We start from the raw sequence: 24923 nt of genomic DNA, 5'->3' as shown, positions 1-24923 counted from the left end.
TATATTGGGCCGCAATCACCCCGACCTACCCATGCGCCACCTCTTCTTCGCACTCGCTTTCCTGCTGATTTCCTCGCTCAATGCCCAGCTAGCGTGGGTGGCCGACCATCCCGGAACTATCGTTTATGATCTCGATCTGGCACTGGTGCAGCAACATGAACTCAGCATTACGGTCACCTTTCCCGCGGTACCGACGGGGGTGTTCCTGGTTCGTATGCCCCAGTCCAGCCCCGGACGCTACGCTCAGCACAATTTTGCCAAGAACGTGTACGCCGTATCGGCCCGGTCGGGGGATAAGCCCCTGCAGGTCGACCGGATGGATCCCACCACCTGGGCGGTGACCGGCCACGACGGGCGGGTAAACTTCACCTATACTCTCTTCGCCAACGGTGGTGACGGTACCTACTCCGGGATCGACGACCGCAAACTTCACCTCAACATGCCGGCCAGCTTTCCCTATGGTGATGGGCTCAACGACCGGCCGGTCATGCTGCGCATCGCGGAGGATCAGCGGACCGAATGGGAAGTCGCCACCCAACTCGTTCCCCTCGGCCAACGTCGGTTTGCCGCTCCGAACTACTACTACTTCTACGATTCCCCCACCATGGTCGGCCGCATGATGCGCGACGAGTTCACGGTGGCAAGCGGCGAACGGGTGGATACCATTGAAGTCGCCATGATCCACGAAGGGAGCCGGGAAACCTTCGGTGCCTACGTCGACTGGATCCGCCGCACCGTACTCGCGCAACAGCAGGTCTTCGGTACATTGCCGGCCTTCGACTACGGGCGTTACGTTTTCCTGTGCGCCTACAATGCGTGGATCGGGGGCGACGGCATGGAACACCGCAATTCCACCGTTTGCTCCGCCCCGGTAGATTTAGCCGGGAATGAAGAGCGCCTGATCGGAACGGTGAGTCATGAATTCTTTCACAGCTGGAACGTCGAACGTATCCGGCCGGCCCACCTGGAGCCTTTCGCCTTCGACCACGTCAATATGAGCGATGAGCTCTGGTTCGCGGAAGGCTTCACGAGTTACTATGACGATCTGGCCCTGGCGCGTGCGGGCATCCTGTCCCCGGCGGACTTCGCCGCCCGTATGGCCGGTCCGCTCAACTACGTCGAACACCGGCCCGGTCGCCGGTACCGCAACCCCATTGAAATGAGCCGGCAGGCGCCCTTCGTGGATGCCGCGACGGCCAACGATCCCACCAATTTCGATAACACCTACATCAGTTATTACACCTACGGAACCGTGCTGGCACTGGGCCTGGATCTGGAACTGCGGCAACGTGGCCATACCCTTGACGAACTGATGCGGTTGATGTGGCGGCGTTACGGCGTGCCGGAAATTCCGTATCACGTCCGCGATATTCAGATGGCCCTGGAGGAGGTGAGCCAGGACAGCAGTTTCGCGGCCGGCTGGTTCGCCGCCCACATCTACGACAGTCAGTTGGCGAACTACCGTGAGTTGCTCGCCCCCTACGGCATCGAACTGCGACCGGCCCGACCGGACAGCGCAGGGTTCTTCGCGCTTCGTCTGCAGGACGGCGGAGAAGGCCCCGAAGTAAGTGGGCCGGTCTTCGAAACGAACCCCTTATTTGACGCCGGCCTGGACCGCGGTAGCGTCATCCAATCACTCAGCGGAAAACCCATCACGACGATCCGCGACTGGAACGCCGCCGTCGGGGAATTGAAAATAGGCCAGACGTACACCATCGGTTACCGGCAGCTGGGGCAGGACAAAGCGGGACGATTCACCGCCGCTACCGACCCGACTTATGTGTCCGAGCTACGACAGGATGCTACGGAATCCACCGCGGCACGGCTCCGCGACTGGATCGGTCACTAAAATCCTTTAACGCCGCATGGTTTCGCGATTCTTGACGTGCTCCTCCAACCACCGATCCTGTTCCCACAGTAGGTGCAGGATGCTCTCCTTCGCCCGGTAGCCGTGACTTTCCTTCGGCAGCATCACCAGGCGCACCGTCGCACCGAGTCCCTTCAGGGCATTGAAGTAGCGATCGCTCTGCAGGGGGTAGGTGCCGGAATTATTGTCCGCCTCGCCGTGGATCAGCAGTAGGGGTGTCTTCATTTTGTCGGCGTGCATGAAGGGTGACATGCCGTTATACACTTCGGGTGCTTCCCAGTAACTGCGCTGTTCACTCTGAAACCCGAAGGGGGTAAGGGTGCGGTTGTAGGCGCCGCTGCGGGCGATGCCGGCCGCGAACAGATCGCTGTGCGATAGCAGGTTGGCGACCATGAAGGCCCCGTAGCTGTGTCCGCCTACGGCGACGCGGTCGCGATCGATGTATCCCAGGGCATCTACCGCGTCGATGGCCGCGCGGGCGTTGTCCACGAGCTGCTCGCGGAAGGAATCGTTAGGCTCCTCGGCTCCTTCCCCGACGATCGGGAAGGCGGCATCGTCCACCACCACGTAGCCCCGGGCCACCCAGTACACCGGAGAGCCGTAGTAGGGGTACGTGAATTCGTTGGGGTTGGAGGTCGACTGCGCGGCACTCGCCTTATCCTTGAACTCGCGGGGGTAGGCCCACAGGATCATGGGCATCTTTTCCTTGCGGACGGTATCGTAACCGACGGGCAGATAAAGAGTCGCGGACAGCTCCAGTCCGTCGGCACGTTGGTAAGTGATCACTTCCTTGTGCACGTCCTGCAGGCTCTTAAAGGGGTTGGTGAAGGCGGTCACCTGGCTCATCCGGTCGTTGGCAAGATCCCGGAAATAGTAGTTGGGGTAATCTACCGGCGATTCCAGCCGGGTGAGCAGACGTTGGGAAGCCGGGTCGTAGTCCAGGAGGTTTTCCAGTCGATCGGTATAGGTGGAGGTGTACAGGGCGACCGTTTCGGCGGTGTTCAGATCGATCCGGTGCAGGAAGGGGAACTGCCCCTCGGCGGTAAAGCCGTCCCCGATCAGGAAGGCACTGTTTCCCTCCAGCGCGAGCACTTCGCTTCCACGGGCGTCCCGGGTAGTGACGAAGTCACCAGGGTCGCTGTACCGGTCCTGGTAATTCCGGTCGTAAAGAATGCGCGCGTCCGCCTCCGTGTCCGAGGGGTCGAATACGTAAACTTTCTGGTTGCGGGTATCCCACCAGCGGTCGTAGGCAATAGCCGTACGGTCGGTTCCCCATTCGATGCCGGCATAGCGGTTGATTAACTTGAGTAGGCTCCGACCTTCGCCGCCGAAGGGCGCTTCCAGCTGAAACACCTCGTCCCGGTAGTCCGCCTCGTTTGCCGGATCACCGCCGTCCAGTGCTTCGACGTACGTAAGGGTAGCCCGGCGGTCCGCGCGCCAACCTACGCTGCGGCGACCGGTCGTCGTGGCCATGAAACCCTTCGGCAGATCTTCCACCAGGGGCATTTCCGCTACGGTCTGCACCCGGGCTCCCTTACTGGTGTAAATCGTGGTGGTGGAGGGGAAACGGTAGTAGGGTACCAGGTAGGAGAAGGGTCGGTCGATCGTTTCGACCAGTACGTAGGAGCCGTCAGGACTGAAACTTACCCGGTCATACATGGCGGGGGGCAGGAATTCGGTCACCCCCCCGGTTACGGACACCGTATTCAGGCTCGCGCGGGCCAGTTGTTCGAAGTTGAATTCATCGTTGGGGTTGCTCAGCAGATCCTGGTACGTGCGGTTCTGGGCCTTCTTGCCGTCGGCCACCGAAATGGTCGGTCCCGTGGGAACGGCCGTGCCGACGTCGATAAGCGGCTGACGGTCGGGGGGCAGCATCTTCACGATCATGGAGCGGCCGTCTTTTTGCCAGTTGATCACGTCACGCAGGTTCGCGTTCACCGTGGCCTCGGTCAGGCGGCGCATTTCCGCGGTGGCTAGATCGGCCAGCCAGATTTCCACGCCCCGGTCGGTGGTGTTGGTGAGGGCGACCATGGACTGGTCGGGCGACCAGGTGATGTTGGCGAGGCGAGCGTTGTCCGGCATCCCCGTCAGGGAACGTTCGGAGCCCGGACCGGCGGCTACGTCACGGACCTTCAGATCATTGTAGTAGTTCGTGCGGCTGCCGATATTGGTGACCGGATCGATCCGCAGGCCTCCCAGCCTTAATTCGGTTTCCGACAACTCGGCAATGCTCTTATAGGCACTGCGGTACAGCAGCAGCATGCGCTCCCGTTCGTGATCCATCAGTACGGTGGGGGCGAGGGGTACGTCCACCAAATCCAGAATTTCCTGCGGCGGTTCCTGGTAGTCCAGTTTGATTTGGGCGCGGACGCAGGAGCAAAATAGGAGGGTAAGGCAAAGAGTTAGGGTGCGCATCGGTGGGTTTTTGCGGAAAATTTTAAAGATAAGTCTCCCGGATCAATGGGGCAGCCAGCGCATGATCCCCCATTCGGAGGGGGCCCACAGGGCGGTGCGCACCTGCATCTTTTTGAGTCCCGCGTTGACCCAGTTGTTGCAGGTGTATAGCGCATTATACGATCCTACCGCTTCGTAGAATTCGTCGTTCGGTCCGTACCCCCCGGCATCAATGTGACGAATAGTACCGGTATCCGACAGGCGGAAGCTTTCGGCGATATGGTTATTGAGAATGTCCAATTGGGTTCCCGTCAGCCTCAGGCTGGCCCACTCGGCGCCGATATGATTGTAGCCAGTCACGTGCATGGCGGTCGGACTGGGCAACAGCATGGCCCGCACCGCCGTGGAGACTTTAAGTTCCGCCCAGGTCGGGGTGTCGAGGTAAAACCCCTTGTCTCCCCAGCCGAAGGCGAGGTAGGGGTAGTCGGCCAGGTAGCCGAATTGATCCAGCAGGGCCGGGGGAACGAATTCGGTTGGCAGTATAAAATCCGTGTGGACACCGTTGCTGGAGATGTGGATTTCCCGGTCCGCGGCGCCGGCTACGGGGTCCGGGCGGGTAGGAATGAGGGAGAGCACGACCGCGAGGACGACGTACAGCAGAAGGATGCCGAGCAGGTAGAGGAGCAGTTTGCCCAGCAGGGATAGAATGCGCAAAGCGGGATAAATTTTAGGGAGTGTTCGGCTGGTCGCGTAGCCTTTCGTAGTGCGCACGGTGTTTGCTGGCATCGGCCAGAATGCTGAGTCCGCTGTTGAATACGGCGAGCGCGATGGTGCCGGCGAGTACCCACCGGGGGGTGGGGGCACCGGCTGCTTTCTTCGTGCCGGCGTCACTGATCAGGCTGGCACCCAGTCCGGTCAGGACCAAACCGAGAGGGGCCTTGGTCCGCCAGAGGCGGTACTGCAGGTCAATATTATGTGCTGACATGGGAAGGGGGGGATTAAATATCGACGATATCGGGCATCTCTCCCCTTTCCTCGTAGGCCGTGATGAGCGCCTCGATTTCGTCGGCGGAGAGGTAATACTTTCTGAGTCTCTTCTTGTAGTGGTGGGGTAGGGTAGCGTGCTTCATGAGGTAGTGCTTGGTGGCAATGATTTCACTGCCGAAGCCGTGATCCACGGCGATGGTGTCCGCCCGGCGCTCGGCTTCCCGCATATAGCGCGACCACAGGGCGTATCCCAGGCCGAAGGCGATCATGCCCCGCCAGGGGCGTTCGAGGTAGTCGACGATATGTCCCAGCTCGTGGGCAAACCAGCCGACGACCACCTCTCGGGGCAGTTCCCGAACCCGCACGTGGGCGGTGACCTCGACGTGGTTGCTGAAGTCGACCCGGTAGTGACGGTACTTGCGGCGAAAGAACTGCCAGTTGATGACCGGTTGGGCACGCATGGTGCTGTACCGCATGGCGATGCGCCGCAGGTAGATGGGGCGGCCGAGCAGTTCGGGATACTGGCGGAGCGTTTCGGCGAACCATTGCCGCAACTGCTCATGCTCTACATTCTGAAAAACTAGGGTGTGTTCGTTGGGCGGCATACCCGGTGGAACGGAAGTTGCGGACGGAAGTTGGGGACGAAAATTTTCGCCCCAACGAACATCGATTATTGCCTTTCGGTTATAATCAGCGAAGGATGACGGCAACGAGTTGATTGTCAGCTTACTCTTCAATTCACTATTAACCAAATACCAACATTATGTTACGTTACGCCCTTATCTTCTTCGTCATCGCCATTGTAGCCGGCCTGCTCGGATTCGGAGGTATTGGTGGTGCGGCAGCCGGTATCGCCCAGATACTGTTCTACATCTTCCTGGTCCTGCTCGTGATTAGCCTGGTCGCCAGGTTGTTCAACCGGGCCTAGGATTACTAGTCAATTCAGCATAATAAGGCCGCGTTCGGGAAGCTCCCGTGCGCGGCCTTTCACTTCATCTCTAACCCATTGTATGGCACGCACAACCCAACGCCTGTTTAACCTTCTCGCTACCTTTCTGGTACCCGTCAGTGGCCTGCTGGCCCAGGCGGAAGGAGAAAGTCCCTACAGTTCTTCCACCGTCGATACCCCTGCCGGGGACAGCTTCTTCGCCGACAACGGTCTCGTGATCATTGCCGCCCTAATTTTCCTGTTGCTGATCGTTTTCGTAGTGTTGAAGGGGCGCCGTCGTGCCTGACCCCGCGCACTAAAACGCATTATCATGATCGATCAGAATATATTCAACACGCTGGCCGCGACCACCGACACCTATCTCGTCAGCATCTACTTACCTACCTACCGGGTCGGAAACCGAAAGGAAGACCGCCTCCGCCTCAAGAACGCGCTGAAACAGGCGCGGGAAAAGCTGCAGCATCGCTACGGCTTGCGCGAAGACCAGGCCAATCAGTTTTTGGAAAAGGGGCACCAGTTGGAGGGAAACGCCGATTTTTGGAATACCCTTAGTGATGGCCTGGCCGTATTTATCGGACCGGACCACTTCGAATACCACACCCTGCCCATCGACTTCGAACCGATGGTTTACGTGGCTCCGGAGTATTACCTCCGACCCCTCATACCCGTGGTCAGCAGCGACGCGCGCTTCCACTTACTCGCCCTGAGTAAGGGGGCGGTAAAACTGTATACCGCTACCCGGTATACCATCAGCGAGGTTGATCTGACGGGTCTGGTGCCCGTCAATATGGAAGCCGCCCTGATGCAGGATTCGGTGGAGAACGGCCGCTCACGCGCCGGCGCGCCGGAGGGTGCCCGGGGTGGCAACAATCAGGCTTACTTCAGTCGCGGCGGCGAACAGCACAACGACGTGGAGGAAGTCAAAGCCTATCTAGACCGGGTCGATAAGGGCATCAGCGATTACCTCTGCGACGAAAAGGCGCCCCTGGTCCTCGGTGGCGTGGAAGAACTTATTCCCATCTACCAGGAAGCGAATAGCTACGCCCACCTGTACAAGGACGGTTTCGTAGCCGGCAATCTCGAGGAAGAGTCCATCGGCATGATTCACGAAAAAGCATGGTCCGTCGTCCGCGAATACTTCGGTCAACAGGTAGAACGCGATCGCCGGCTCTACGGTGACAATCTCGCTCGCCGGGAAGCCGGACCCGAATTAGATCAGATCGTGCCCGCCGCCGTCAATGGCCGGATCGCCGCGCTCTGGCTCGACCGTAACCGCTACGCCTACGGAGAGTATCTGCCCGATACCAATGGAATTAAGGTGATGACGGACGAGGACAAGAATGCTACCGAGTTGTTTAATCTCGCGGCGGTCCGTGCCTTTCAGTCCGGTGCCCGGGTATATAACGTGCCCTCCGTAGAACTTCCCGACGACTCATCCGGCATGTGCGCAATTTACCGTTACGCCGCCGGCGATACGAACAGCAACTCCTAACCCCCCTAAAGTTTACGCTATGAAAATCGCAGTCACGTTTTCCCTGCTCCTCCTGCTGGGTAACTTTAGCTTCTACGCCTGTTCCTCCGCCGCCGATGAACGGGAAGGAGAGATCGACGCCAACGAGGTGATCGAAACCGAACCCGATTACGAAGACAACGACCAGGACAACGACGGAAAGATCAGCTACGAAGAGCAATCCGCCCGCAGTTCCATTACCACCCGGACGACCAACTACGCCAACCGTGCCGATTCCCTCCGGATCGCCCGCGATACCCTCGTAGATCCGAAGTACACGGACAACGAGTACGAAGCGGCCTTCTCTACCTCCACGACCAATCCGAGGAACCAAGTAGAAGGCGGCGTTACGCCCGGCGATCAGCAGAAGCAGCGGCAGTAATCCGCAGCGGACTTTAGTAAAGCAAGTGAGGCTTCCTACCCCGGGGTAGGAAGCCTCACTTGCTTTTGGAGCCATCCATCGGACTCGAACCGACGACCTATTCATTACGAATGAATTGCTCTACCAACTGAGCTAGGATGGCATTTGGCCGGCAAAGATATATCTTTGCGGCCGAATATGACCAAGCAAACTTCAGAAATTGCGCGCCGACGCACCTTCGGCATTGTAGCCCACCCGGATGCCGGCAAAACTACGCTTACGGAAAAGCTGCTGCTCTTCGGGGGAGCCATCCAGGAAGCCGGGGCGGTGAAGAGCAATAAGATCAAGAAAAGCACGACTTCCGACTTCATGGAGATCGAACGCCAACGGGGAATCTCGGTGGCAACCTCGGTAATGGCCTTCGACTACGCCGAGAAGAAAATTAACATTCTCGATACTCCCGGGCACAAGGATTTCGCGGAAGACACTTACCGTACCCTGACGGCCGTAGACAGCGTGATCGTCGTGATCGATGTCGCGAAGGGCGTGGAAGAGCAGACCGAAAAGCTGGTCGAGGTTTGCCGGATGCGGCGCACCCCCGTGATCGTCTTCATCAACAAAATGGACCGGCCGGGCAAGGAAGCCTTCGATCTGCTGGACGAAGTCGAACAGAAGCTGCTGCTCAAGGTCGTACCCCTCAGCTGGCCCATCGGTATGGGCGACCGTTTCCAGGGCGTCTACAATCTGTTCGAAGAGCGCATCGTACTCTTCCGACCGGACAATAAGCAGGGGAGGCCGGAAGAGACGATCGAGTTTACCGACCTGGAAGATCCGGAACTGGAAAAACTTATCGGCATCGACGCGGCCGAGGAACTGCGGGAAGAAATCGAGATGATCCGTGGCGTGTATCCCAAGTTTAACCGGGACACCTACCTCCGGGGCGACGTGAGCCCCGTCTTCTTCGGATCCGCGGTCAATAACTTCGGCGTGAAGGAATTGCTGGACTGCTTCGTCCGCATTGCTCCCGCACCCCTGCCCCGTCCGACGGAAGAACGGCAGGTATCACCCGATGAGGATCAGTTTGCCGGTTTTGTATTCAAGATCCACGCCAACATGGACCCCCGGCACCGGGACCGCATTGCCTTCTTGCGTATTTGCTCCGGCACCTTCGAGCGGAACACGAATTATTTGCACGTCCGTCAGGGGCGGAAGCTCAAATTCGCCAACCCGACCAGCTTTATGGCCGACCGTAAGGAAGTGATCGACCAGGCTTACGCCGGCGACGTGGTGGGCCTGTACGATTCGGGTAATTTCAAGATCGGTGATACGCTGACGGAAGGAGAGGAACTTCACTTTAAGGGTATTCCGAGCTTCAGCCCCGAACAGTTCCGGCGGGTCATCAACGGCGACCCCTTAAAGTCTAAGCAATTGGCCAAGGGGATCGATCAGCTGATGGATGAGGGCGTGGCCCAACTCTTTACCCGGGAGGTCGACAACGCCCAGATCATCGGTACGGTCGGTGCCCTGCAGTTCGACGTGATCCAGTACCGGCTGGAGCACGAGTACGGAGCGACTGTACTCTACGAGCCGGTCAACCTCTACAAGGCTCTCTGGGTCACCTCCACCGACGAAGAAGCGCTGCGTGCCTTCCGCGAACGCCGCCGGCAGCAGATCGCCGTGGATAAGGAAGACCGGTTGGTGTACCTCGCCGACAGCGCCTGGACCCTCCAGATGGCCCGGGACAACCACCCCGAGATCGAATTTCACCTGACTTCGGAGCACTGATATTTTTCCGTTCGGCGCATACGAAGGGCGAAATCACCGCCGTTAAGATTCTGTTAAACGGGGTTTGGACGCTATTTCCGCGTACTTACCGGCCAACCTTGTCTATATTTGTATTGTATTTAGCCAAACGCTCCTACGGGAGTTACCGGATTTTGCCCCGTCGCCGGGCTTACGAGCGCGACCTTCCAGAAACCAACACGAGACTTTAGCCCCTTTTTTGATCTTCCTCGCGGATGGTCTAATCTCATCACGAGCACGCTTTCTACTTATGCTAAAGAAGTCTTTTTTTCTCCTCCTTTCGGTAGCCGCCGCTCTATTTACCAGTAGCTCCGAGTTCGATATCTCCCGTTACGTTAACGGAGAATTCACCACCGCCTCCGCCTTTTTCGTTCCCGTCAATCTGGAGACGGAAGGCCGGGAAAAAGTAACAACCCCCGCCAATGTTGATGAGCCCGTCGAGGCTCCCGTTGCCGCAGCCGCCGCGCCCGCCTTCCGGCTGCGCGATTTCGAAGACAAATCTTTCGAGTCCGAGCTGAAGGCCGTAATCATGGCCAACCCCGTCTGGGCAAAACTCTACCGGAATAAAAAATTGTCCGTAGGTCTCGTGGATATGTCCGACGAGAACAACCCCCGCTTCGCTACCCTGAACGGTCGCAACATGATGTACGCCGCCAGCCTGCCCAAGATCGCGGTGCTGGCCGCGGCGCACGACGCCATCGAGCGGGGCGAACTAAAGGAAACGGCCGAAGTAAAGAGCGATATGCGGCTCATGATCGCGAAGTCCAACAACGCCGCCACTACCCGCATGATCGATCGCGTCACCTTCGAGCACATCGAGCGCACCATGCGTGATCCTAAGCACAAGCTCTACGATCCCAGCTTCGGTGGTGGCCTGTGGGTGGGCAAGCGCTACGCCGCCGGTGGCCGCCGGTACCCCGACCCCATGAAGGGCATCAGTCATGCCGCCACGACCGACCAGATCTGCCGCTACTTCTACCTCTTGGCCAACGGTCAACTCGTCTCCGAAAAGAGCAGCGCCAAAATGATGGAATACCTCGTTGACCCCGAGCTGCACCACAAATTTGTGAACACCCTTGATCGGGTAGCCCCCGATGCCAAGGTGTACCGCAAGTCCGGCTCCTGGAGCGTCTACCACGCCGATTGCGCACTCGTGCAGGGTCCCCGGCGGAACTACATTATGACCGCCCTCGTAGAAGACCCCGCCGGCGAGCAGATCATTCGTGACCTGGGCGCCGTCATGGATCGCCTGGCCCGCCACAGCTAAGCAGTAACCCTGCCGCTAGGAAAGCCCCTTTCGCCCCCCGGCGGAAGGGGCTTTTTCGTGATCGGAGCTGCAGTCGCCGCAGAGGCCGGACACGGTCACGTTCAGAAACTGGGCCCGGTAACCGGCCGGAATACTAATGTTGACGGGTTCACTCAGGCACTCGACCCGCTCGCAGGCCGTACAGTGAAAGTGCGGATGATCGTGGCGATGCACCTCGGGGGTGCAGCCGGAGCAACGGGCAAAGTACTGGCGGCCGTCCTCGCCGACGACGCGGTGGACCAGTCCGTCCTCCACGAAGCGGTTCAGTATCCGGTATATGGTCGATCGATTGATGTCGGTGCGCAGGCGATCGGCCACCATCTCCTGGCTAAGCGCGCAATCGCTTTGCTGGATGAGATGTAGTACGGCGGACTTCGAGGCGGTGTTACGGCGGGACATGGAATAAAGTTAATGCAAATTTGTCGCAATAACGATATGCTGGCTACCTTTGATTGGGTTAACAAATTTCGCTCCAATGACCAAGTATTTTGCCTTCGTAGTAATTTCTCTGTTATTGATCGCTGCCTGTGGCAGCGACGACGACCCCATCCTCATCAACGAGGAGGAGGTGATCACGGATGTCACGTATACGCTGAGCCCGGTTGGAGGAGGGGATGCGGTGGTTTTATCCTTTTCGGATCCCGACGGCGACGGCGGAACCGCCCCCACCCAGATTGTAAGCGGCAACCTCAGCGCAGGCACCACCTACGAGGGACGGATACAGGTGCTCAACAGCGCCAGCACGCCACCGGTAGACATCACTACGGAAATCGAGGATGAGGCCGCGGATCACCAGTTCTTCTTCGTCCCTGACCCCGGTCTGGACGTTCAGCTCACCTACCTGGATTCCGACGGCAACGGCGACCCCGTCGGTCTGCGGACGGAACTGCGCGCCGGCAGCTTCTCCAGCGGTAATCTGGTCATCATTCTCCGCCACGAACCGAATAAAGCGGCTGCCGGTGTAGGCATCTCCACGCCGGCCTCCGCGGGCGGCGAAACTGACATCGAGATCAGCTTCCCCGTCTCCATTGGCAACTAGCATGCGATACTTTTCGCTGGCGGCCGGTCTGTTTGCTTCGCTGATTCTACTTAGCTCCCGCGTCCCCGCCCAGACTTGCAATGGGCAGGTCAGCGGGCGGATCAGGGACGCGCACGGCATCGAGGAAATGTCCTTTGCCAGTGTCTACATCGTCGAACAGGGGAGGGGAATTCAGGCGGACGAAACGGGGCGGTTCGCCGTCACTCAACTGTGTCCCGGCCCGCTCACGCTCCGGTTCAGCCACGTCGGTTGCGATCCCGAGGAGGTAAGCTTTGATTTCCGTTCGGATACTTTGCTGGAAGTGTACCTCCACCACCACGATCACTATACCCAGACCGTCACCGTTATCTCTACCGCAGGCGCCACCGGGTACGAGGAACGGCTCGACCGGCAGTCAGACCGCCAACTGAGCGACGTACTGGAGTCGATCAACGGCGTAAGCACCCTGCGCACCGGTACGGCGGCGGCCAAGCCCATTTTCGACGGCCTGTTCGGCAATCGGCTCAGCATTCAGAACAACGACGTGGCGCAGTCCGGCCAGCAGTGGGGCAACGATCACGCTCCGGAGATCGATCCCTGGGTCGCGGCTTACGTTCGCGTGGTAGAGGGGGCGGACGCATTGCGCTACGGTGGTAGTACGCTGGGTCCGACGGTCCTGATCGAGCCTGCTGAGCTCACGCCCCGCACACGGTCGGGGGGTAAGGTGGCCTACGGTTACCGTTCCAACGGACGGGGGCATACCCTGAACGCTCGCCTTACGGATTCCGCCTTCGTGGCTTACCGCCTCAGCGGAAGTCTGAAGTACGCGGGCGACCAGCATACGCCCGATTATTACCTCACGAATACGGGAAGACGGGAAGGGAATCTGGCCCTGCAGCTTGCCAAGTACTTGCACCCCAAGCTTACCGCCCGCGCGTATTACAGTATGTTCAACGCGGAGGTCGGCGTACTGCGGGGCTCCCACATCGGCAACCTGAGTGATCTGGAAGACGCCATCGGACGCTCCGAGCCCTTCTTCACCGAGGATGCATTTTCGTACGGTATTGCTTCCCCCCGGCAGACGGTCAGCCATCATTTGCTCAAGGGAGAGCTGGAATATCAGCCTTCCGAGCAGGAGCGCCTCACCGTTGTGTACGGTGGTCAGTTGGACGACCGTAAGGAGTACGACGTCCGCCGGGGAGACGATGATCGGGCGGCCCTGCAGTTGTTACAACTGACGCATTACCTCCAGGGGACTTACCGCCGTGAGCTTTCCGAAGGAGCACAAGTGGAAGCCGGCATTCAGCTGGAATACGTCAACAACCACAACCAACCCGGCACCGGAATTCTGCCACTCATCCCCGACTATGACGCGCGCCGGGCTGCCCTGTACGGTACTTTCCGGCGCCAGATTGGAGCGCTTCGCTACCACGTGGGCCTGCGACTTGATCGCCAGTACTACGCTCCGGTCACCATCAGTCGCGATCTTCCCCGACGCATCCTACGCTACCACCACAACTACAATGCGCTGGGCGGGGCCGCGGGAGCCAGCGTCAAACTGAGCCAGCAGTTCCGGGCCGATTTTGAATTTACCTACCGGGAGCGCCCGCCCCAGATCAACGAGCTGTACAGCCAGGGCCTGCACCAGGGCGTCAGCGGTATCGAGGAGGGGGATAGTTCCCTGGTACCGGAGCGCAGCGCTAAGCTGTCCGCCGGCATGCACTATTCCGGAGCGAACGGCAAGCTGACTTTGGGAGTCGGCGGCTTTTACCAACGCATCGGCGATTACATCAATCTGGAGCCGCAGGAAGAACTGCGGCTGACCCTGCGGGGCGCCTTCCCGGTGTTCCGCTACCGTGGAGTCGATGCCGAGCTCATCGGCGCGAAGCTGAACGTGTTCGCCCAGCTGGGCCCACTGGAGATCGATAGCCGGTTAGCGATGATCCGCGGCTGGAACCTCACCGACGCGACCGGCCTGCTGTACGTACCTCCCGTCAACTGGCGGACGGTGCTTACTTATCCGCTGCCCCACGGGCTGAACCTGAGCCTTTCCGGATTGGTGGTCGGGCGGCGCGGAAACGTGGACGAAGCTCGGGATTTGCTACCTCCGCCCCCCGCCTACGCGCTGGTGGACGCCAGCCTCTCCCGGCAACTTACATTCGGTGACCGACGACTGGACCTGGTGCTCGAGGTGGAAAACGTGCTCAACCAAACTTACCGCGACTACCTCGACCGTCAGCGGTACTTTGCGGACGCACCGGGGCGTAGCCTGAATTTTCGCCTGGCCTACAGTTGGTAAGCTGAATAATAAGGCGTACTTTTGCGGACTGATTGAGCTCTATCCATCTGGCGGAGTAAAACGAAGAAATAAAATTATACCAATGGCACACCATAAGTCTGCTAAAAAGCGCATTCGTCAGGACGAGAGAAAGCGTCTGCACAACCGTTACTATAAGAAGTCGGCCCGTACGGCCATCCGCAAGTTGCGGGATCTCGAGGATCGCAGCGAAGCCGAAAAGCAGCTTCCGCGCCTCTTCAGTATGATCGATCGCCTGGCGAAGCGCAACCTATGGCACGCGAACAAGGCAGCCAACCTGAAGAGCGGTCTCGCTCAGCACGTTAACCGGATGGCCTAGGTCTTATCCGCTGCACTAAAAAGCCCCGCTACACCTGATGTAGCGGGGCTTTTTTCGTAGGCACCGGAAGGGTAAGTAGGGGCGGAGTTAGCGCCGCCGCCGGTTGCGACTGCTCCGGCTGCTGGAGCCCCGGCTACGGTTGTTGCTACCGCCGCCGCCACCGCCGCCGCTCTTCTTTTTCTTCTTTTTGCGCCGGGATCCATTGTCCTGAGACGGCTGGTTGCCGCTGGGTTCGCCGATCTTGGCGTCGGGTGGGAGTACGAGCACCTTATCGCTGATCTCGTAGAGGTCCTTGCGGATCATGTCCTCGTTGTAAAACTTGCCATCACGCCAGTCGGACAGGGCTACTTTCATGTAATAAGCAGCCGTGTAGGTCACCAGATCGCGCTCCGGTCCGTCTTCCATCTTTTTTCCTTCCTCGATCAGGGCGAGGACGTTCTTCCCGTAGTGCAACATGCGCTTGTTGGTGTCGGGGTAGGGTAGAGGTTCGGGCGTGACGCCCTCGGGGTCCGGAGTTGCGTTGATGCCTTCGGGGACGGTCACGTTCAGTTCTCCGCCGGCAATGCGGAAGGCATGTTTCCAGAGGCGCTCCTCGTAGTTCTCCTGCTGCTTGACGCTCGGTTGCATCTGCAGCATCAGCTTGATGACGCGCTCCACGTAGGCCTGGCGCTCGTCATCCTGTTCGATTTCGTTTGCCTTCTGCAGCAATTCCTGGACGGTGCGTCCGTATTCGCTGTAGATGAGTTCGGCGTTGCTGGTATTATAATCTATGTCCCATTTCATACGAGGTAGTTGTTAAAGCGTGTAGGGGCCATCCGAGTGCGGGCGTGGGGTGAGTGTGCGAACCCGGCTTATTCAACGGTGACCGACTTAGCAAGGTTGCGGGGCTGGTCTACGTTGCGGCCCAGTTCGACGGCGATGTGGTAGCTCAGCAGTTGGAGGGGGATGACTGAAAGGAGGGGGGAGAGTTGTTCTTCGGTGTCCGGTATGTGAATCACGTGGTTGGCGATACTACTGATGGCGGTCTCGCCTTCATTGACCACCGCAATGACCATGCCCTTGCGGGCAAGGACTTCCTGCACGTTGCTTACGATCTTTTCGTAGGCGGAGCGGTTGGTCGCGGTGACGATGACGGGCATCGTTTCGTCGATCAGGGCGATGGGGCCGTGCTTCATTTCGGCGGCCGGATATCCTTCGGCGTGTATGTAGCTGATTTCCTTGAGCTTCAGCGCTCCCTCCAGAGCTACCGGGAAGTTGTATCCCCGGCCGAGGTAGAGGGCGTTGTGGTGGTGCATCACTTCCTTGGCGATGTAGCGAATGTGGTCATTCGCCTTCAGGCATTCCTTGACCTTATCGGGGATGCGTTCCAGTTCGGTGACCAGGGTCTGGAAGGTGGTGTTGCTAATGGTGCTCAGCTTCTGGGCCATACTGAGGGCCAGCAGGGTCAGGACGGTCACCTGTCCGGTGAAGGCCTTGGTACTGGCTACGCCGATCTCGGGTCCGGCATGAATGTAGCTACCGGCATCCGTCAGCCGCGCGATGCTGCTGCCGACCGCGTTTACGATGCCGTAGATCATGGCACCCTTGCTCTTCGCGAGTTCGAGGGCGGCCATGGTGTCGGCGGTTTCCCCGCTCTGACTGAGGGCGATAACGATATCACGCTCGTTGATGATTGGGTTGCGGTAGCGGAATTCGCTGGCGTACTCCACTTCCACGGGAATGCGGGCCAGGTCTTCGATGAGGTACTCGCCGATCAGGCCGGAGTGGTAGCTGGTACCACACGCTACGATGATGATCCGGTTGGCGCGGACGAAGCGGTTGGCGTATTCCTCCAGTCCCCGCAGCGTAACCCGGTTCTCCTTGCTGCTGATACGTCCACGCATGGCGTCGTAGATCGTCGTCGGCTGTTCGTAAATCTCCTTGAGCATGAAGTGCTCGTAGCCATTCTTTTCCAGGGCCTCGATCTGCATATCGAGGGTCTGGATGAAGGGGGGCTGGGTTTCGTTTTCGGTATTCTTGATCTGCAGCCCGTGCTCCAGGGTGATACTGGCGATCTGGTTGTCGTCGAGGTAGACCACGCGGCGGGTACTGTCGAGAAAGGGAGAAGCATCGGAGCCGATGAAATACTCTCCCTCGCCGATGCCTACGACCAGGGGGCTGGCTTTGCGGGCACCCACGAGGATGCTGGGGTTGCGGCTGTCGACCACGGCAATGGCGTAGGCTCCCTCCACCCGGTTCAGGGCCAGACGAACGGCCTCTTCCAGGGCCAGGTCGCCCTCGTCCTGAATCTCTTCGATGAGGTGGACCAGTACCTCGGTGTCCGTCTCGCTCTCGAAGGTGTGGCCTTCGGCGATGAGGGCGTTCTTCAGGACGGCGTAGTTTTCGATGATGCCATTGTGGACCAGCGCCAGCCGGCCGCTGCCGCCGGTGTGGGGGTGAGCATTCGTATCGTTAGGCTCCCCGTGGGTTGCCCAGCGCGTATGGCCGATGCCAACCGTACCCCGGGTATCGTTCTGGGCGATCTCTTTACGCAGTGCCGCTACCTTCCCCTTTTTCTTCCAGATCGACAGTTTATCGTTCAGGACGGCGATACCGGCGCTGTCGTAGCCACGGTATTCCAAACGTTCCAGTCCTTTGATAATCAGAGCGTCGGCCTGGCGGTGGCCGATGTATCCTACAATTCCACACATAAAGAAGAGTGTTGAGGGTGTTTATGGGGGTGGAGCCTCGGTAGCTGAACGTGGGCAATGACCCGGTGAGGTAAAGGTCCCGTGAGGTCAAACGGAATTCCCGGGCGCTTAGTTGCCCGCGCTAATCCAGCTGGGTGAAGGTGATCCTTACCCGGGCCGGATTCTCGGCGCTTGCGGGACCGTTGAGGAAGGCCCGGCCGGCCCGAAATTCGGTGCTCTCCAGGGGTGTCACGCGAAGATAAACCGTCGGCGGCACTTCTCCGTCCACCATCCGTTGCATATGCACCGTAAAGGCCGGGGCGTAGAGCCGCAGTCCGTTCTCGGTCCGCAGGCGACCGTCCAGAAAGTTGTAGATGTTGGCCAGGCTGGCCCCGGTGCGGTTCAGCTCGAAACGATCGGTGATCACCGTCAACTCCGCATCGCTGCTGGGGCGGTACCACAACTCCACCCGGCTCGGCAGGGGAAAGTCCGTGTAGGTGACGCCGTCCACGTCGGCGACGGGGATTTCTAGTTCCGCCCGATTGATCACGCGATCGCTTAGCGCACTCAGGTCGGTGAAATCGAGGCGGGTGACAACGCCCCCCTGGCCCACGAGGGCGGTCAGGTCGTTATCATCGTTCCCGTCCAGCAACTGGCCGACCAGCGAGTTGCTGAAATCGTAAGCATAGTTGGGAAGCACCTGTCGGAAGCTGATGCGGTACTCCGCCGGCGCGTCGGTGGTGTCGCGGTAGTAGATGTTGAATCCGTTGTAAAGGGTATCGGCGGAGGTAGCGGCGACTTCTCCGGGGAGCAAGGTCACGAGGGCATTGCTGTTCTCCTGAGGCTCGAGGTAAAGTCCGGCAAAATTGTCGCGGAAGGTGGAATCCGCATCGTAAGCCGATGACGGCAGGTTCCTGATCAGATCGATGAAGGCTTGCCCCATGCGAATGCGCACGTGGGCCCGGCGGAAGGAATTGCCGGTAATGGCCGTGTCCCGCACCTGGGTGGGAGTTACCGAAGCGGTAAAGCTGTTTTCTCCGAGCAAGTCGATTCCGTTGGTGGCCGTAGAGAAGGTACTGTAGGCATCCTCATCGAAGGGAATGGGGGCGGAGATCTCCGTCCCACGCACGGCGAAGGTGCGACCCGCGCCGTAAAACGCCCGGGCCGTGTCGATGGGAATGATCAGCACGGCGGAATCGATCGTGATGTCCGGACGCTGGGTAAATAAGGGAACCACGGGAAGACCGCTGGCGTTGCGCGGAAGCCGGGGTACCAGGTAGACGCTGTGCCGGGCCTGGCCGAAGTTGGCATCTTCGATTTGCCCGAAGGTGAAAGTGCCCGGAGCCGTAGGGTTCAGGCCGTTGAAGGTAAAGAGACTGTCTTCCCGCACGACCCGGGTCGTGAAGGCGACATCGGTCGTCTCCCCCGTCTCCGCCCGATCGTCGTCCAGCAGGTCGGACCCGACGGTGATGGGGTCGGTACAGCCGGTAAGGAGGAGCGCGAGGGTGAAAAAGCTGAGGGTAGGCTTCATTTAGTCTGATCTGTAGAGGGGGATACGGCCATCGGGGCGATTGCGCTGATCCCGGAAAAAGTAAACGAGTCCTTCCCCGGATAAAGGAAGGACTCGTAGGTGTCATAATATAGACGGCCGCGGCTGCGGTGGGGTTGGTTACTTTTCGACTTCGGCGGCCAGCAGTTCCCGGTAGAACTCTACGCTGGCCTTCGGTGCTTCCTCGCCCTGGACGTTCAGTACGGGGATATCGGCACTGGTCAGCGCGGCGACCAGGGAGTCGTCCATTTCGGCACTACCCCGGATGACGGCGTCGCTATACTTGATGGCCCCGCGGTGCAGTGCGGGCTTGCCGTCCTCGAGGTAAGGGGCCAGGTCGTCCTCGCTCAGGGCGTTGATGCTCGCCTTCATGGCGAAGTCATCGGTGATGTGATTTTCGGGGCCGCTTTCGTAGAGGCTGTATACGATCTTACTGTTCTTGAACAGGGGCTCGTTCTTGTAGGCCGTACGGAGGTAGAAGGGGATCAGGCTCGTCATCCAGCCGTGGACGTGGATGATGTCGGGCGGCCAGCCGAATTTACGAACGGTCTCGATCACGCCTTTGCTGAAGAATACGGCCCGGTCGGCGTTATCGTCGAAGGGATTGCCCGCCTTATCGACGTGGACGAATTTGCGCTTGAAGAAGTCCTCGTTGTCCAGGAAGTAAACCTGCATCCGTACGCCCTTGTCGGGCAGGGAAGCCACCTTAATGATCAGCGGGTAGTCATCGTCGTCGACAATAATGTTCATTCCGGAAAGTCGCACGACCTCGTGTAGGCGGTGGCGACGTTCGTTGATGGTGCCGTAGCGTGGCATCAGCACGCGGATTTCCATCTGGTTTTTCTGTAGGTAGGGGGCCAGGGCCCGCACGGTAGTAGCTATCTCAGTCAGTTCCGTATAGGGATCCATTTCCTGGGTAACAATCAGCACCTTAGTTTTGCTCATATCTTATGATCGCGTTGCAGGTTATTGACGGACCGAGCCGCCATTGCGCCCCGGTACGGGAGCCGATTACGCCAGCTCCGCGGGGGGCAAAGTTACAAAATATTGTGGACACCCCCTATCTTCGCCGGCCGTTAGCGGCCCGGCCCGCCCCCAAGCAGTATTTGATTTGCAAACGTTCACCACCGCCGCCGAGCTTACCGGCCTCCTTTCCGCCGCCCGCCGGCGGGGGCAGCGCATCGGCTTCGTGCCCACGATGGGTGCCCTCCACCGGGGCCACGCCACGCTGGTGCGGCGCAGCGTGGAGGAGCAGGACCTTACGGTGGTCAGCATCTTCGTCAACCCCACGCAGTTCACCGAGGGCGCCGACCTGACGGCCTATCCGCGTACCCCGGAAGCCGACATTGCCCTCCTGGAGGCCAGCGGGTGTCACTTTTTGTACATGCCCGGAGTGGAGGACGTATACCCGGCCGGCACCGCCGAACGCCTGACGGATCGGCTCGAATTCGGCAGCCTTACCACCCGCATGGAGGGCATCCAACGCCCCGGCCACTTCGGCGGCGTTGCTCAGGTCGTCCACCGGCTGCTGGAGATCGTCGATCCCCACGTGCTGTATCTGGGCCAGAAGGATTACCAGCAGGTAGCCGTGATCCGACGCATGATCGAACTGATCGGCAGTAGGGTAGTGGTGAGTACCGTACCCACGGTCCGGGAGCCGGACGGCCTGGCCCTGAGTAGTCGCAACCGCCTCCTGCAACCCGAAGAACGGCGCGCCGCCGGGGCCATCAACGGCCAGCTTGCCGCCGTAGTGGCGGGCCTACAGGTCGGCTGGCCCGCCCGCGAACTCGAACGAATCGCCACGGCTACCATGCACCAACTACCCCTCCTAAACCCCGAATACGTCGAGGTTTTTGACGGGGATACTCTCCTGCCGTACCAGGATGGCGATCCGGTCCGGGAGCTCGTCGTAGCTACGGCCGTGCGGGTAGGCCGCGTACGGCTCATCGACAATCGCATCGTTCCCCCCGCCCAACCCTAACCGACGGCCGCGCGTTTCTAAGCCGGCACCCACTTCAGCCCAATTTTACCCCGACCATGCTCATTCAACGTTTTAAAGGAAAGATTCACCGCGCTACCGTCACCGAGGCCAATCTCAACTACGTCGGCAGCATCACCATCGACGGTCAGCTGCTCGACGCGGCCGGCATCCTCGAGGGAGAAAAAGTGCAGATCGTAAACAACAACAACGGCGAGCGAATAGAAACCTACACCATTCGCGGAGAAGAAGGCTCCGGCATCATCTGCCTCAACGGTGCCGCGGCGCGCCGGTGCCAGGTCGGAGATACGGTCATCATTATCGCTTACGGTTACATGACCGAGGAGGAAGCACGCGCGTTCGAACCTAAGGTCGCCTTCCCGGGAGAACACAATCGCCTGAATTAGACCACGCTCCCCCGTACCACCACCGATAAGATTGAAAATTTTTCCCGGGCGGCGGGGCGCGGGAGCAACGTATATCCCAAGGACCAATGTTTGGGAAAATATTTAACATTGTTGGTGATTATAAATATCAACTTCCCCCGAACTTGACGGTTAATCCCCTCGAACTACGCGCGTGATCCACCGTGAATGCGCGGACCCCGGTTGCTTTATTCTTCATTAAACCAACCGAGTATGAAGTCCTTATTCAGTTATCTCCTGGCACTGGCCACCGTATTCATCCTCTCCACGGGCGTGCACGCCCAGGAGGAAGTTCCCATGACCGACGATATGCCAACGGAGGCCGCCGACGCCGTAGGCTCCGCCACCATCGGGGAAATTATCGCCGACCACGCGGAAACCACCACGCTGAAATCGGCGCTGGAGGCCGCCGGACTGACCGACGCGCTCGATGCCGATGGCCAGTTCATCCTGCTGGCTCCCACGGACGCCGCCTTCGCCGCCCTGCCCGAGGGTCTGCTGAACGCCCTGCTGCTGCCGGAGAACGTCGAAACGCTGGTCGTGCTCCTGGAGCACCATCTGGTGAACAGTTCCGATCAGAGCTCAAACGATCTCCTCGCCAGCGTACTGAATGGAGACGAAGTTACCATCGGTGAGAACCTGTCCGCCTCGAACGGCGACATCTACCTCATCGATCAGGTACTGATCCCGGAAGGGGTCGACCTGGATACTCTCCACGGCGACCACTAATCACTTACGGGCCGGGCTATCCCGTCCGACGTCCACTGAAGCGGCTCCGAAGTTGTAAATCGGGGCCGCTTTTGTTTGCTCTTCCGGGAGTGGCCGGCTCCCGCGTCCCCGCCCCGTGTATTACTTTTGTTGGTTCCGAAAACTACGTAAGATGAAAGTTGCCGTTGTGGGTGCTACCGGTCTGGTCGGTGGCGTAATGTTTGAAGTACTGAAGGAGCACGACTTCCCGATCACCGAGTTGCTGCCGGTAGCTTCCGAGCGTTCGGTGGGCAAGCGGATCGAGTACCGCGGGAAGGAATACACCGTGGTATCGCTGCAGGACGCGGTGGACGCCCGCTGCGACGTAGCCATCTTTTCCGCCGGCGGGTCTACCAGCCTGGAGTGGGCCCCTAAGTTTGCCGAAGTGGGCACCGTAGTGATCGATAACAGCAGCGCCTGGCGCATGGACCCCACGAAGAAACTCGTAGTCCCCGAGGTAAATGCCGACGAACTCACCGCCGACGATCTGATCATCGCCAACCCGAATTGCTCCACCATCCAGATGGTCGTAGCCCTGGCCCCCCTGCACCGGGAATTCGGCATCAAGCGCCTGGTAATTTCAACCTATCAATCCTTCACCGGCACCGGCGTCAAGGCCGTTCGTCAGTACACGGCCGAGCGCGACGGTGAGCGGAGTGAAGAACCGGCCTACCACTATCCGATCTTCGAAAACTGTATCCCGCACTGCGACGTATTCCTCGATAACGACTACACGAAGGAAGAAATGAAGCTGGTCCACGAGACCCGCAAGATCCTGGGCAGCGACGACATCGCCATCACCGCAACGGCCGTGCGCGTACCCGTACACGGTGGCCACAGTGAGAGCGTAAACGTGGAATTCGAACGCCCCTTCACGGTGGAGCGGGTCCGGGAACTCCTGGCCGAAGTCCCCGGCGTGGTCCTGCAGGACGATCCAGCCAATAACGTCTACCCCATGCCGCTGCTGGCCAAGCACCGCGACGAGGTATTCGTGGGCCGCATACGCCGCGACGAAAGCATCGCCAACGGCCTCAATCTGTGGATCGTGGCCGACAATCTCCGCAAGGGGGCCGCTACCAACGCCGTACAGATCGCCGAGTACCTGCTGGAGAACAATCTGATCGGTCGGGAGGTAACGGTCTGAGCACCCCCTCCGCTAAAACTCATATCCGGGGGGCACGTTGTACCTTCGACCACTACATCACTACACTCACCGGTAGGAGCCGATCCCGCGCTCCGTCGGTGGAGACGACCATCGCCATGCGAAACCGAATTGCCGTCTGGGGGCGTGACGCCCAGGAAAAACGAGTCCTCATTACCATCGAGCTTCAGGTAGAGGATAACATCGTGCGTATCCACACCTTCCCCGAGAAGGTCGTAACCGACGAGGTATACACCGCCTTCATGGATAAGTGGCGGAAGGGGGAAGACGCCGAGGGCCTGCCCGAACCCGACCGCGTGATCGCCCGCGAACTCAGCGTCACGGAATCCCTCCTGCCCGACGACCTCCGCGCCGAACAGACCGATATGGTGGTACGCGCGCAGACGGAGTGGCACTTCAACGTGCTGAGCGAGAAACTGGCCCAGACCTACCGCAGCGAACTGGCGGAAATGGAAGACCGGATCGACCGCGCCGGGGCCTACAGCAGTGAACTGTGGAACCAAGCGAAGGCTTTCTGGCAGAAGGTACAGTCGCAGTTGCAGGACAAGACCCTCATGCGCGAGCAGGGCAACGAACTGCGCAAGCGGTCGGATGCCGTATTCGCCAAGCTGAAGGAGCTCCGGCAGGCCGTGAACGCCCAGTATGAGGAGGAAAGCAAGAAGCAGAAGGCCAAATTCGCCGGCCTGCTGGAGGACGTAGAGAAGCGTATCGGCGAGGGCACCCACCTCAACAAGGTATTTCAGGAACTGCGAGAATTGCAGCGCAAATTCCACGGCGTCAAGTTCACCAAGAACGATCGCGACGAGGTTTACGCCCGCATCGACGCCGCGTTCAAGCAGGTCAAGGAGAAGCGCGGCCAGGGTACGGGAGACGGCGCGGGAGCAGCCGCCGCCGCTACGAGCCGTAACGAATCTCGCTACCAGGGGCTACTGAAGGCCATGGATCGTATGCAGAAAAGCATCGCCCGCGATGAGGAGGATCTCAAGTTCGAACGCCGCCGCATCGAGCGCACGGACGGCCAACTGGAGGCGCAGATCCGCCAGGCGAAGATCCTCATGATCGAAAGCCGGATCAAGAGCAAGAACGATAAGCTGGCGGATATGGTCAAGACCAAGTCCATGCTCGAAGCCCGCATCGAAAAAGACAAGAAGCGCGCCGAAAAGCAGGCCCGCAAGCAGGCCGAACGGCAGGCCAAGGAGGCCGCGCGGGCGAAGATTGCCGCCGATATGGCCAACCGTAACCTCAGCCCGGAGGAAGAAGCTAAGCTAGCCGCGGCCGCCGCAGCCATCAAGTCGGGTAAGAAGCAGGCCAAGGCCGACCGCAAGGAACTGCGGCAGGCACCGCCGACCGACGTGATCGCGAATTTCGCCGCCTTCAGTGCGGTAATGGCCGGTGAGACGGAGCCGCCGCGCAGGGAAAAAGCGCAGCGTACGCCGGCCCCGTCCCTCCTGAATCAGGTTACCCAACAGATTGACCGCGGGATCGAAGCCGCGGAGCACGGCGTGCAGCAGGCGGTGGATACCGTGAAGGCCGCCGCTCAGGTGATCGCGGAAGAAGAATAG

24 protein-coding genes and 1 tRNA gene are annotated in these 24923 nt (G+C 59.6%); 15 read left to right on the top strand and 10 right to left on the bottom strand.

Annotated elements, in window-relative coordinates:
* The first annotated feature begins 31 nt into the window (after positions 1–31).
* Positions 32–1849 (top strand): M61 family metallopeptidase, encoded by a 1818-nt coding sequence (locus NMA52_RS06700; RefSeq protein ID WP_254826882.1) that lies wholly within the window; start codon positions 32–34, stop codon positions 1847–1849.
* Between the two features lie 6 nt (positions 1850–1855).
* Here the strand turns inward: NMA52_RS06700 and NMA52_RS06695 are convergent, their stop codons facing one another.
* Genes NMA52_RS06695 through NMA52_RS06680 form a run of 4 tightly spaced genes read right to left on the bottom strand, consistent with a single transcriptional unit; the run spans position 1856 to position 5853 of the window.
* The gene (locus tag NMA52_RS06695; protein ID WP_254826881.1) at positions 1856–4282 is read right to left on the bottom strand and encodes a S9 family peptidase; all 2427 of its coding nucleotides are present in this window, start codon (positions 4280–4282) and stop codon (positions 1856–1858) included.
* Positions 4283–4324: 42 nt separating this feature from the next.
* A complete protein-coding gene (locus NMA52_RS06690; protein ID WP_254826880.1) occupies positions 4325–4975 on the bottom strand; it encodes a TIGR02117 family protein in 651 nt (216 codons plus the stop codon).
* 13 nt (positions 4976–4988) lie between these two features.
* On the bottom strand, positions 4989–5246 hold the full coding sequence (locus NMA52_RS06685; RefSeq protein WP_254826879.1) for a hypothetical protein: 258 nt from the start codon (positions 5244–5246) through the stop codon (positions 4989–4991).
* A gap of 13 nt (positions 5247–5259) precedes the next feature.
* The gene (locus NMA52_RS06680) at positions 5260–5853 is read right to left on the bottom strand and encodes a hypothetical protein (RefSeq protein ID WP_254826878.1); all 594 of its coding nucleotides are present in this window, start codon (positions 5851–5853) and stop codon (positions 5260–5262) included.
* 158 nt (positions 5854–6011) lie between these two features.
* On the opposite strand from NMA52_RS06680, the gene NMA52_RS06675 reads away from it, so the two are divergent.
* The 4 genes from NMA52_RS06675 to NMA52_RS06660 all read left to right on the top strand — a co-directional run bounded on the left by NMA52_RS06675 (position 6012) and on the right by NMA52_RS06660 (position 8089).
* A complete protein-coding gene (locus tag NMA52_RS06675; RefSeq protein WP_254826877.1) occupies positions 6012–6176 on the top strand; it encodes a DUF1328 family protein in 165 nt (54 codons plus the stop codon).
* Positions 6177–6258: 82 nt separating this feature from the next.
* A complete protein-coding gene (locus NMA52_RS06670; protein WP_254826876.1) occupies positions 6259–6483 on the top strand; it encodes a hypothetical protein in 225 nt (74 codons plus the stop codon).
* Positions 6484–6507: 24 nt separating this feature from the next.
* On the top strand, positions 6508–7689 hold the full coding sequence (locus NMA52_RS06665) for a hypothetical protein (protein WP_254826875.1): 1182 nt from the start codon (positions 6508–6510) through the stop codon (positions 7687–7689).
* A 19-nt stretch (positions 7690–7708) separates the two neighbouring features.
* Positions 7709–8089, top strand: a complete 381-nt coding sequence (locus NMA52_RS06660) for a hypothetical protein (protein WP_254826874.1) — start codon at positions 7709–7711, stop codon at positions 8087–8089.
* A 66-nt stretch (positions 8090–8155) separates the two neighbouring features.
* Here NMA52_RS06660 and NMA52_RS06655 read toward each other — a convergent pair.
* Positions 8156–8231, bottom strand: a tRNA-Thr gene (locus tag NMA52_RS06655).
* Between the two features lie 35 nt (positions 8232–8266).
* Here NMA52_RS06655 and NMA52_RS06650 point away from each other — a divergent pair.
* Positions 8267–9853 carry a peptide chain release factor 3 gene (locus tag NMA52_RS06650; RefSeq protein ID WP_254826873.1) on the top strand — a complete coding sequence of 529 codons (1587 nt, stop codon included), beginning with the start codon at positions 8267–8269 and terminating at the stop codon, positions 9851–9853.
* Between the two features lie 268 nt (positions 9854–10121).
* Positions 10122–11138, top strand: a complete 1017-nt coding sequence (locus tag NMA52_RS06645; RefSeq protein WP_254826872.1) for a serine hydrolase — start codon at positions 10122–10124, stop codon at positions 11136–11138.
* Positions 11139–11153: 15 nt separating this feature from the next.
* Here NMA52_RS06645 and NMA52_RS06640 read toward each other — a convergent pair whose 3' ends face one another.
* Positions 11154–11576 carry a Fur family transcriptional regulator gene (locus NMA52_RS06640; RefSeq protein ID WP_254826871.1) on the bottom strand — a complete coding sequence of 141 codons (423 nt, stop codon included), beginning with the start codon at positions 11574–11576 and terminating at the stop codon, positions 11154–11156.
* A gap of 76 nt (positions 11577–11652) precedes the next feature.
* Between NMA52_RS06640 and NMA52_RS06635 the strand changes: the two genes are divergently transcribed.
* From NMA52_RS06635 to rpsT, 3 genes are all read left to right on the top strand, one after another.
* Positions 11653–12216, top strand: coding sequence for a type 1 periplasmic binding fold superfamily protein (locus NMA52_RS06635; protein WP_254826870.1), 564 nt, complete (start codon positions 11653–11655; stop codon positions 12214–12216).
* A 1-nt stretch (position 12217) separates the two neighbouring features.
* Positions 12218–14494, top strand: a complete 2277-nt coding sequence (locus tag NMA52_RS06630) for a carboxypeptidase-like regulatory domain-containing protein (RefSeq protein ID WP_254826869.1) — start codon at positions 12218–12220, stop codon at positions 14492–14494.
* 82 nt (positions 14495–14576) lie between these two features.
* The gene (gene rpsT / locus NMA52_RS06625) at positions 14577–14831 is read left to right on the top strand and encodes a 30S ribosomal protein S20 (protein WP_254826868.1); all 255 of its coding nucleotides are present in this window, start codon (positions 14577–14579) and stop codon (positions 14829–14831) included.
* Positions 14832–14918: 87 nt separating this feature from the next.
* On the opposite strand, the gene NMA52_RS06620 is transcribed toward rpsT, so the two are convergent.
* The 4 genes from NMA52_RS06620 to NMA52_RS06605 form a co-directional block, all read right to left on the bottom strand.
* Entirely contained in the window at positions 14919–15614 is a 696-nt protein-coding gene (locus tag NMA52_RS06620; RefSeq protein ID WP_254826867.1) for a DUF4290 domain-containing protein, read from the bottom strand.
* A 68-nt stretch (positions 15615–15682) separates the two neighbouring features.
* Positions 15683–17521, bottom strand: coding sequence for a glutamine--fructose-6-phosphate transaminase (isomerizing) (gene glmS / locus NMA52_RS06615; RefSeq protein ID WP_254826866.1), 1839 nt, complete (start codon positions 17519–17521; stop codon positions 15683–15685).
* A 121-nt stretch (positions 17522–17642) separates the two neighbouring features.
* Positions 17643–19031, bottom strand: a complete 1389-nt coding sequence (locus NMA52_RS06610) for a DUF4270 family protein (protein ID WP_254826865.1) — start codon at positions 19029–19031, stop codon at positions 17643–17645.
* Positions 19032–19169: 138 nt separating this feature from the next.
* The gene (locus NMA52_RS06605; RefSeq protein WP_254826864.1) at positions 19170–19994 is read right to left on the bottom strand and encodes a glycogen/starch synthase; all 825 of its coding nucleotides are present in this window, start codon (positions 19992–19994) and stop codon (positions 19170–19172) included.
* A gap of 166 nt (positions 19995–20160) precedes the next feature.
* Here NMA52_RS06605 and panC point away from each other — a divergent pair, with 166 nt between their 5' ends.
* The 5 genes from panC to NMA52_RS06580 all read left to right on the top strand — a co-directional run bounded on the left by panC (position 20161) and on the right by NMA52_RS06580 (position 24923).
* Positions 20161–21030: a pantoate--beta-alanine ligase gene (gene panC, locus NMA52_RS06600; protein ID WP_254826863.1), complete on the top strand. Its 870-nt coding sequence runs from the start codon at positions 20161–20163 to the stop codon at positions 21028–21030.
* Between the two features lie 56 nt (positions 21031–21086).
* Entirely contained in the window at positions 21087–21434 is a 348-nt protein-coding gene (panD, locus tag NMA52_RS06595; RefSeq protein ID WP_254826862.1) for an aspartate 1-decarboxylase, read from the top strand.
* A 231-nt stretch (positions 21435–21665) separates the two neighbouring features.
* Positions 21666–22181, top strand: coding sequence for a fasciclin domain-containing protein (locus tag NMA52_RS06590; protein WP_254826861.1), 516 nt, complete (start codon positions 21666–21668; stop codon positions 22179–22181).
* 151 nt (positions 22182–22332) lie between these two features.
* Complete coding sequence (locus NMA52_RS06585; protein ID WP_254826860.1) at positions 22333–23343, top strand: aspartate-semialdehyde dehydrogenase; 1011 nt, start codon at positions 22333–22335, stop codon at positions 23341–23343.
* A gap of 116 nt (positions 23344–23459) precedes the next feature.
* A complete protein-coding gene (locus NMA52_RS06580; RefSeq protein ID WP_254826859.1) occupies positions 23460–24923 on the top strand; it encodes a hypothetical protein in 1464 nt (487 codons plus the stop codon).

The organism is Lewinella sp. JB7 (assembly GCF_024297185.1).
GTDB lineage: Bacteria > Bacteroidota > Bacteroidia > Chitinophagales > Saprospiraceae > Neolewinella.
The sequence above is the reverse complement of the archived record's forward strand: the minus strand, read 5'-3'. Positions and strand labels throughout refer to the sequence as shown.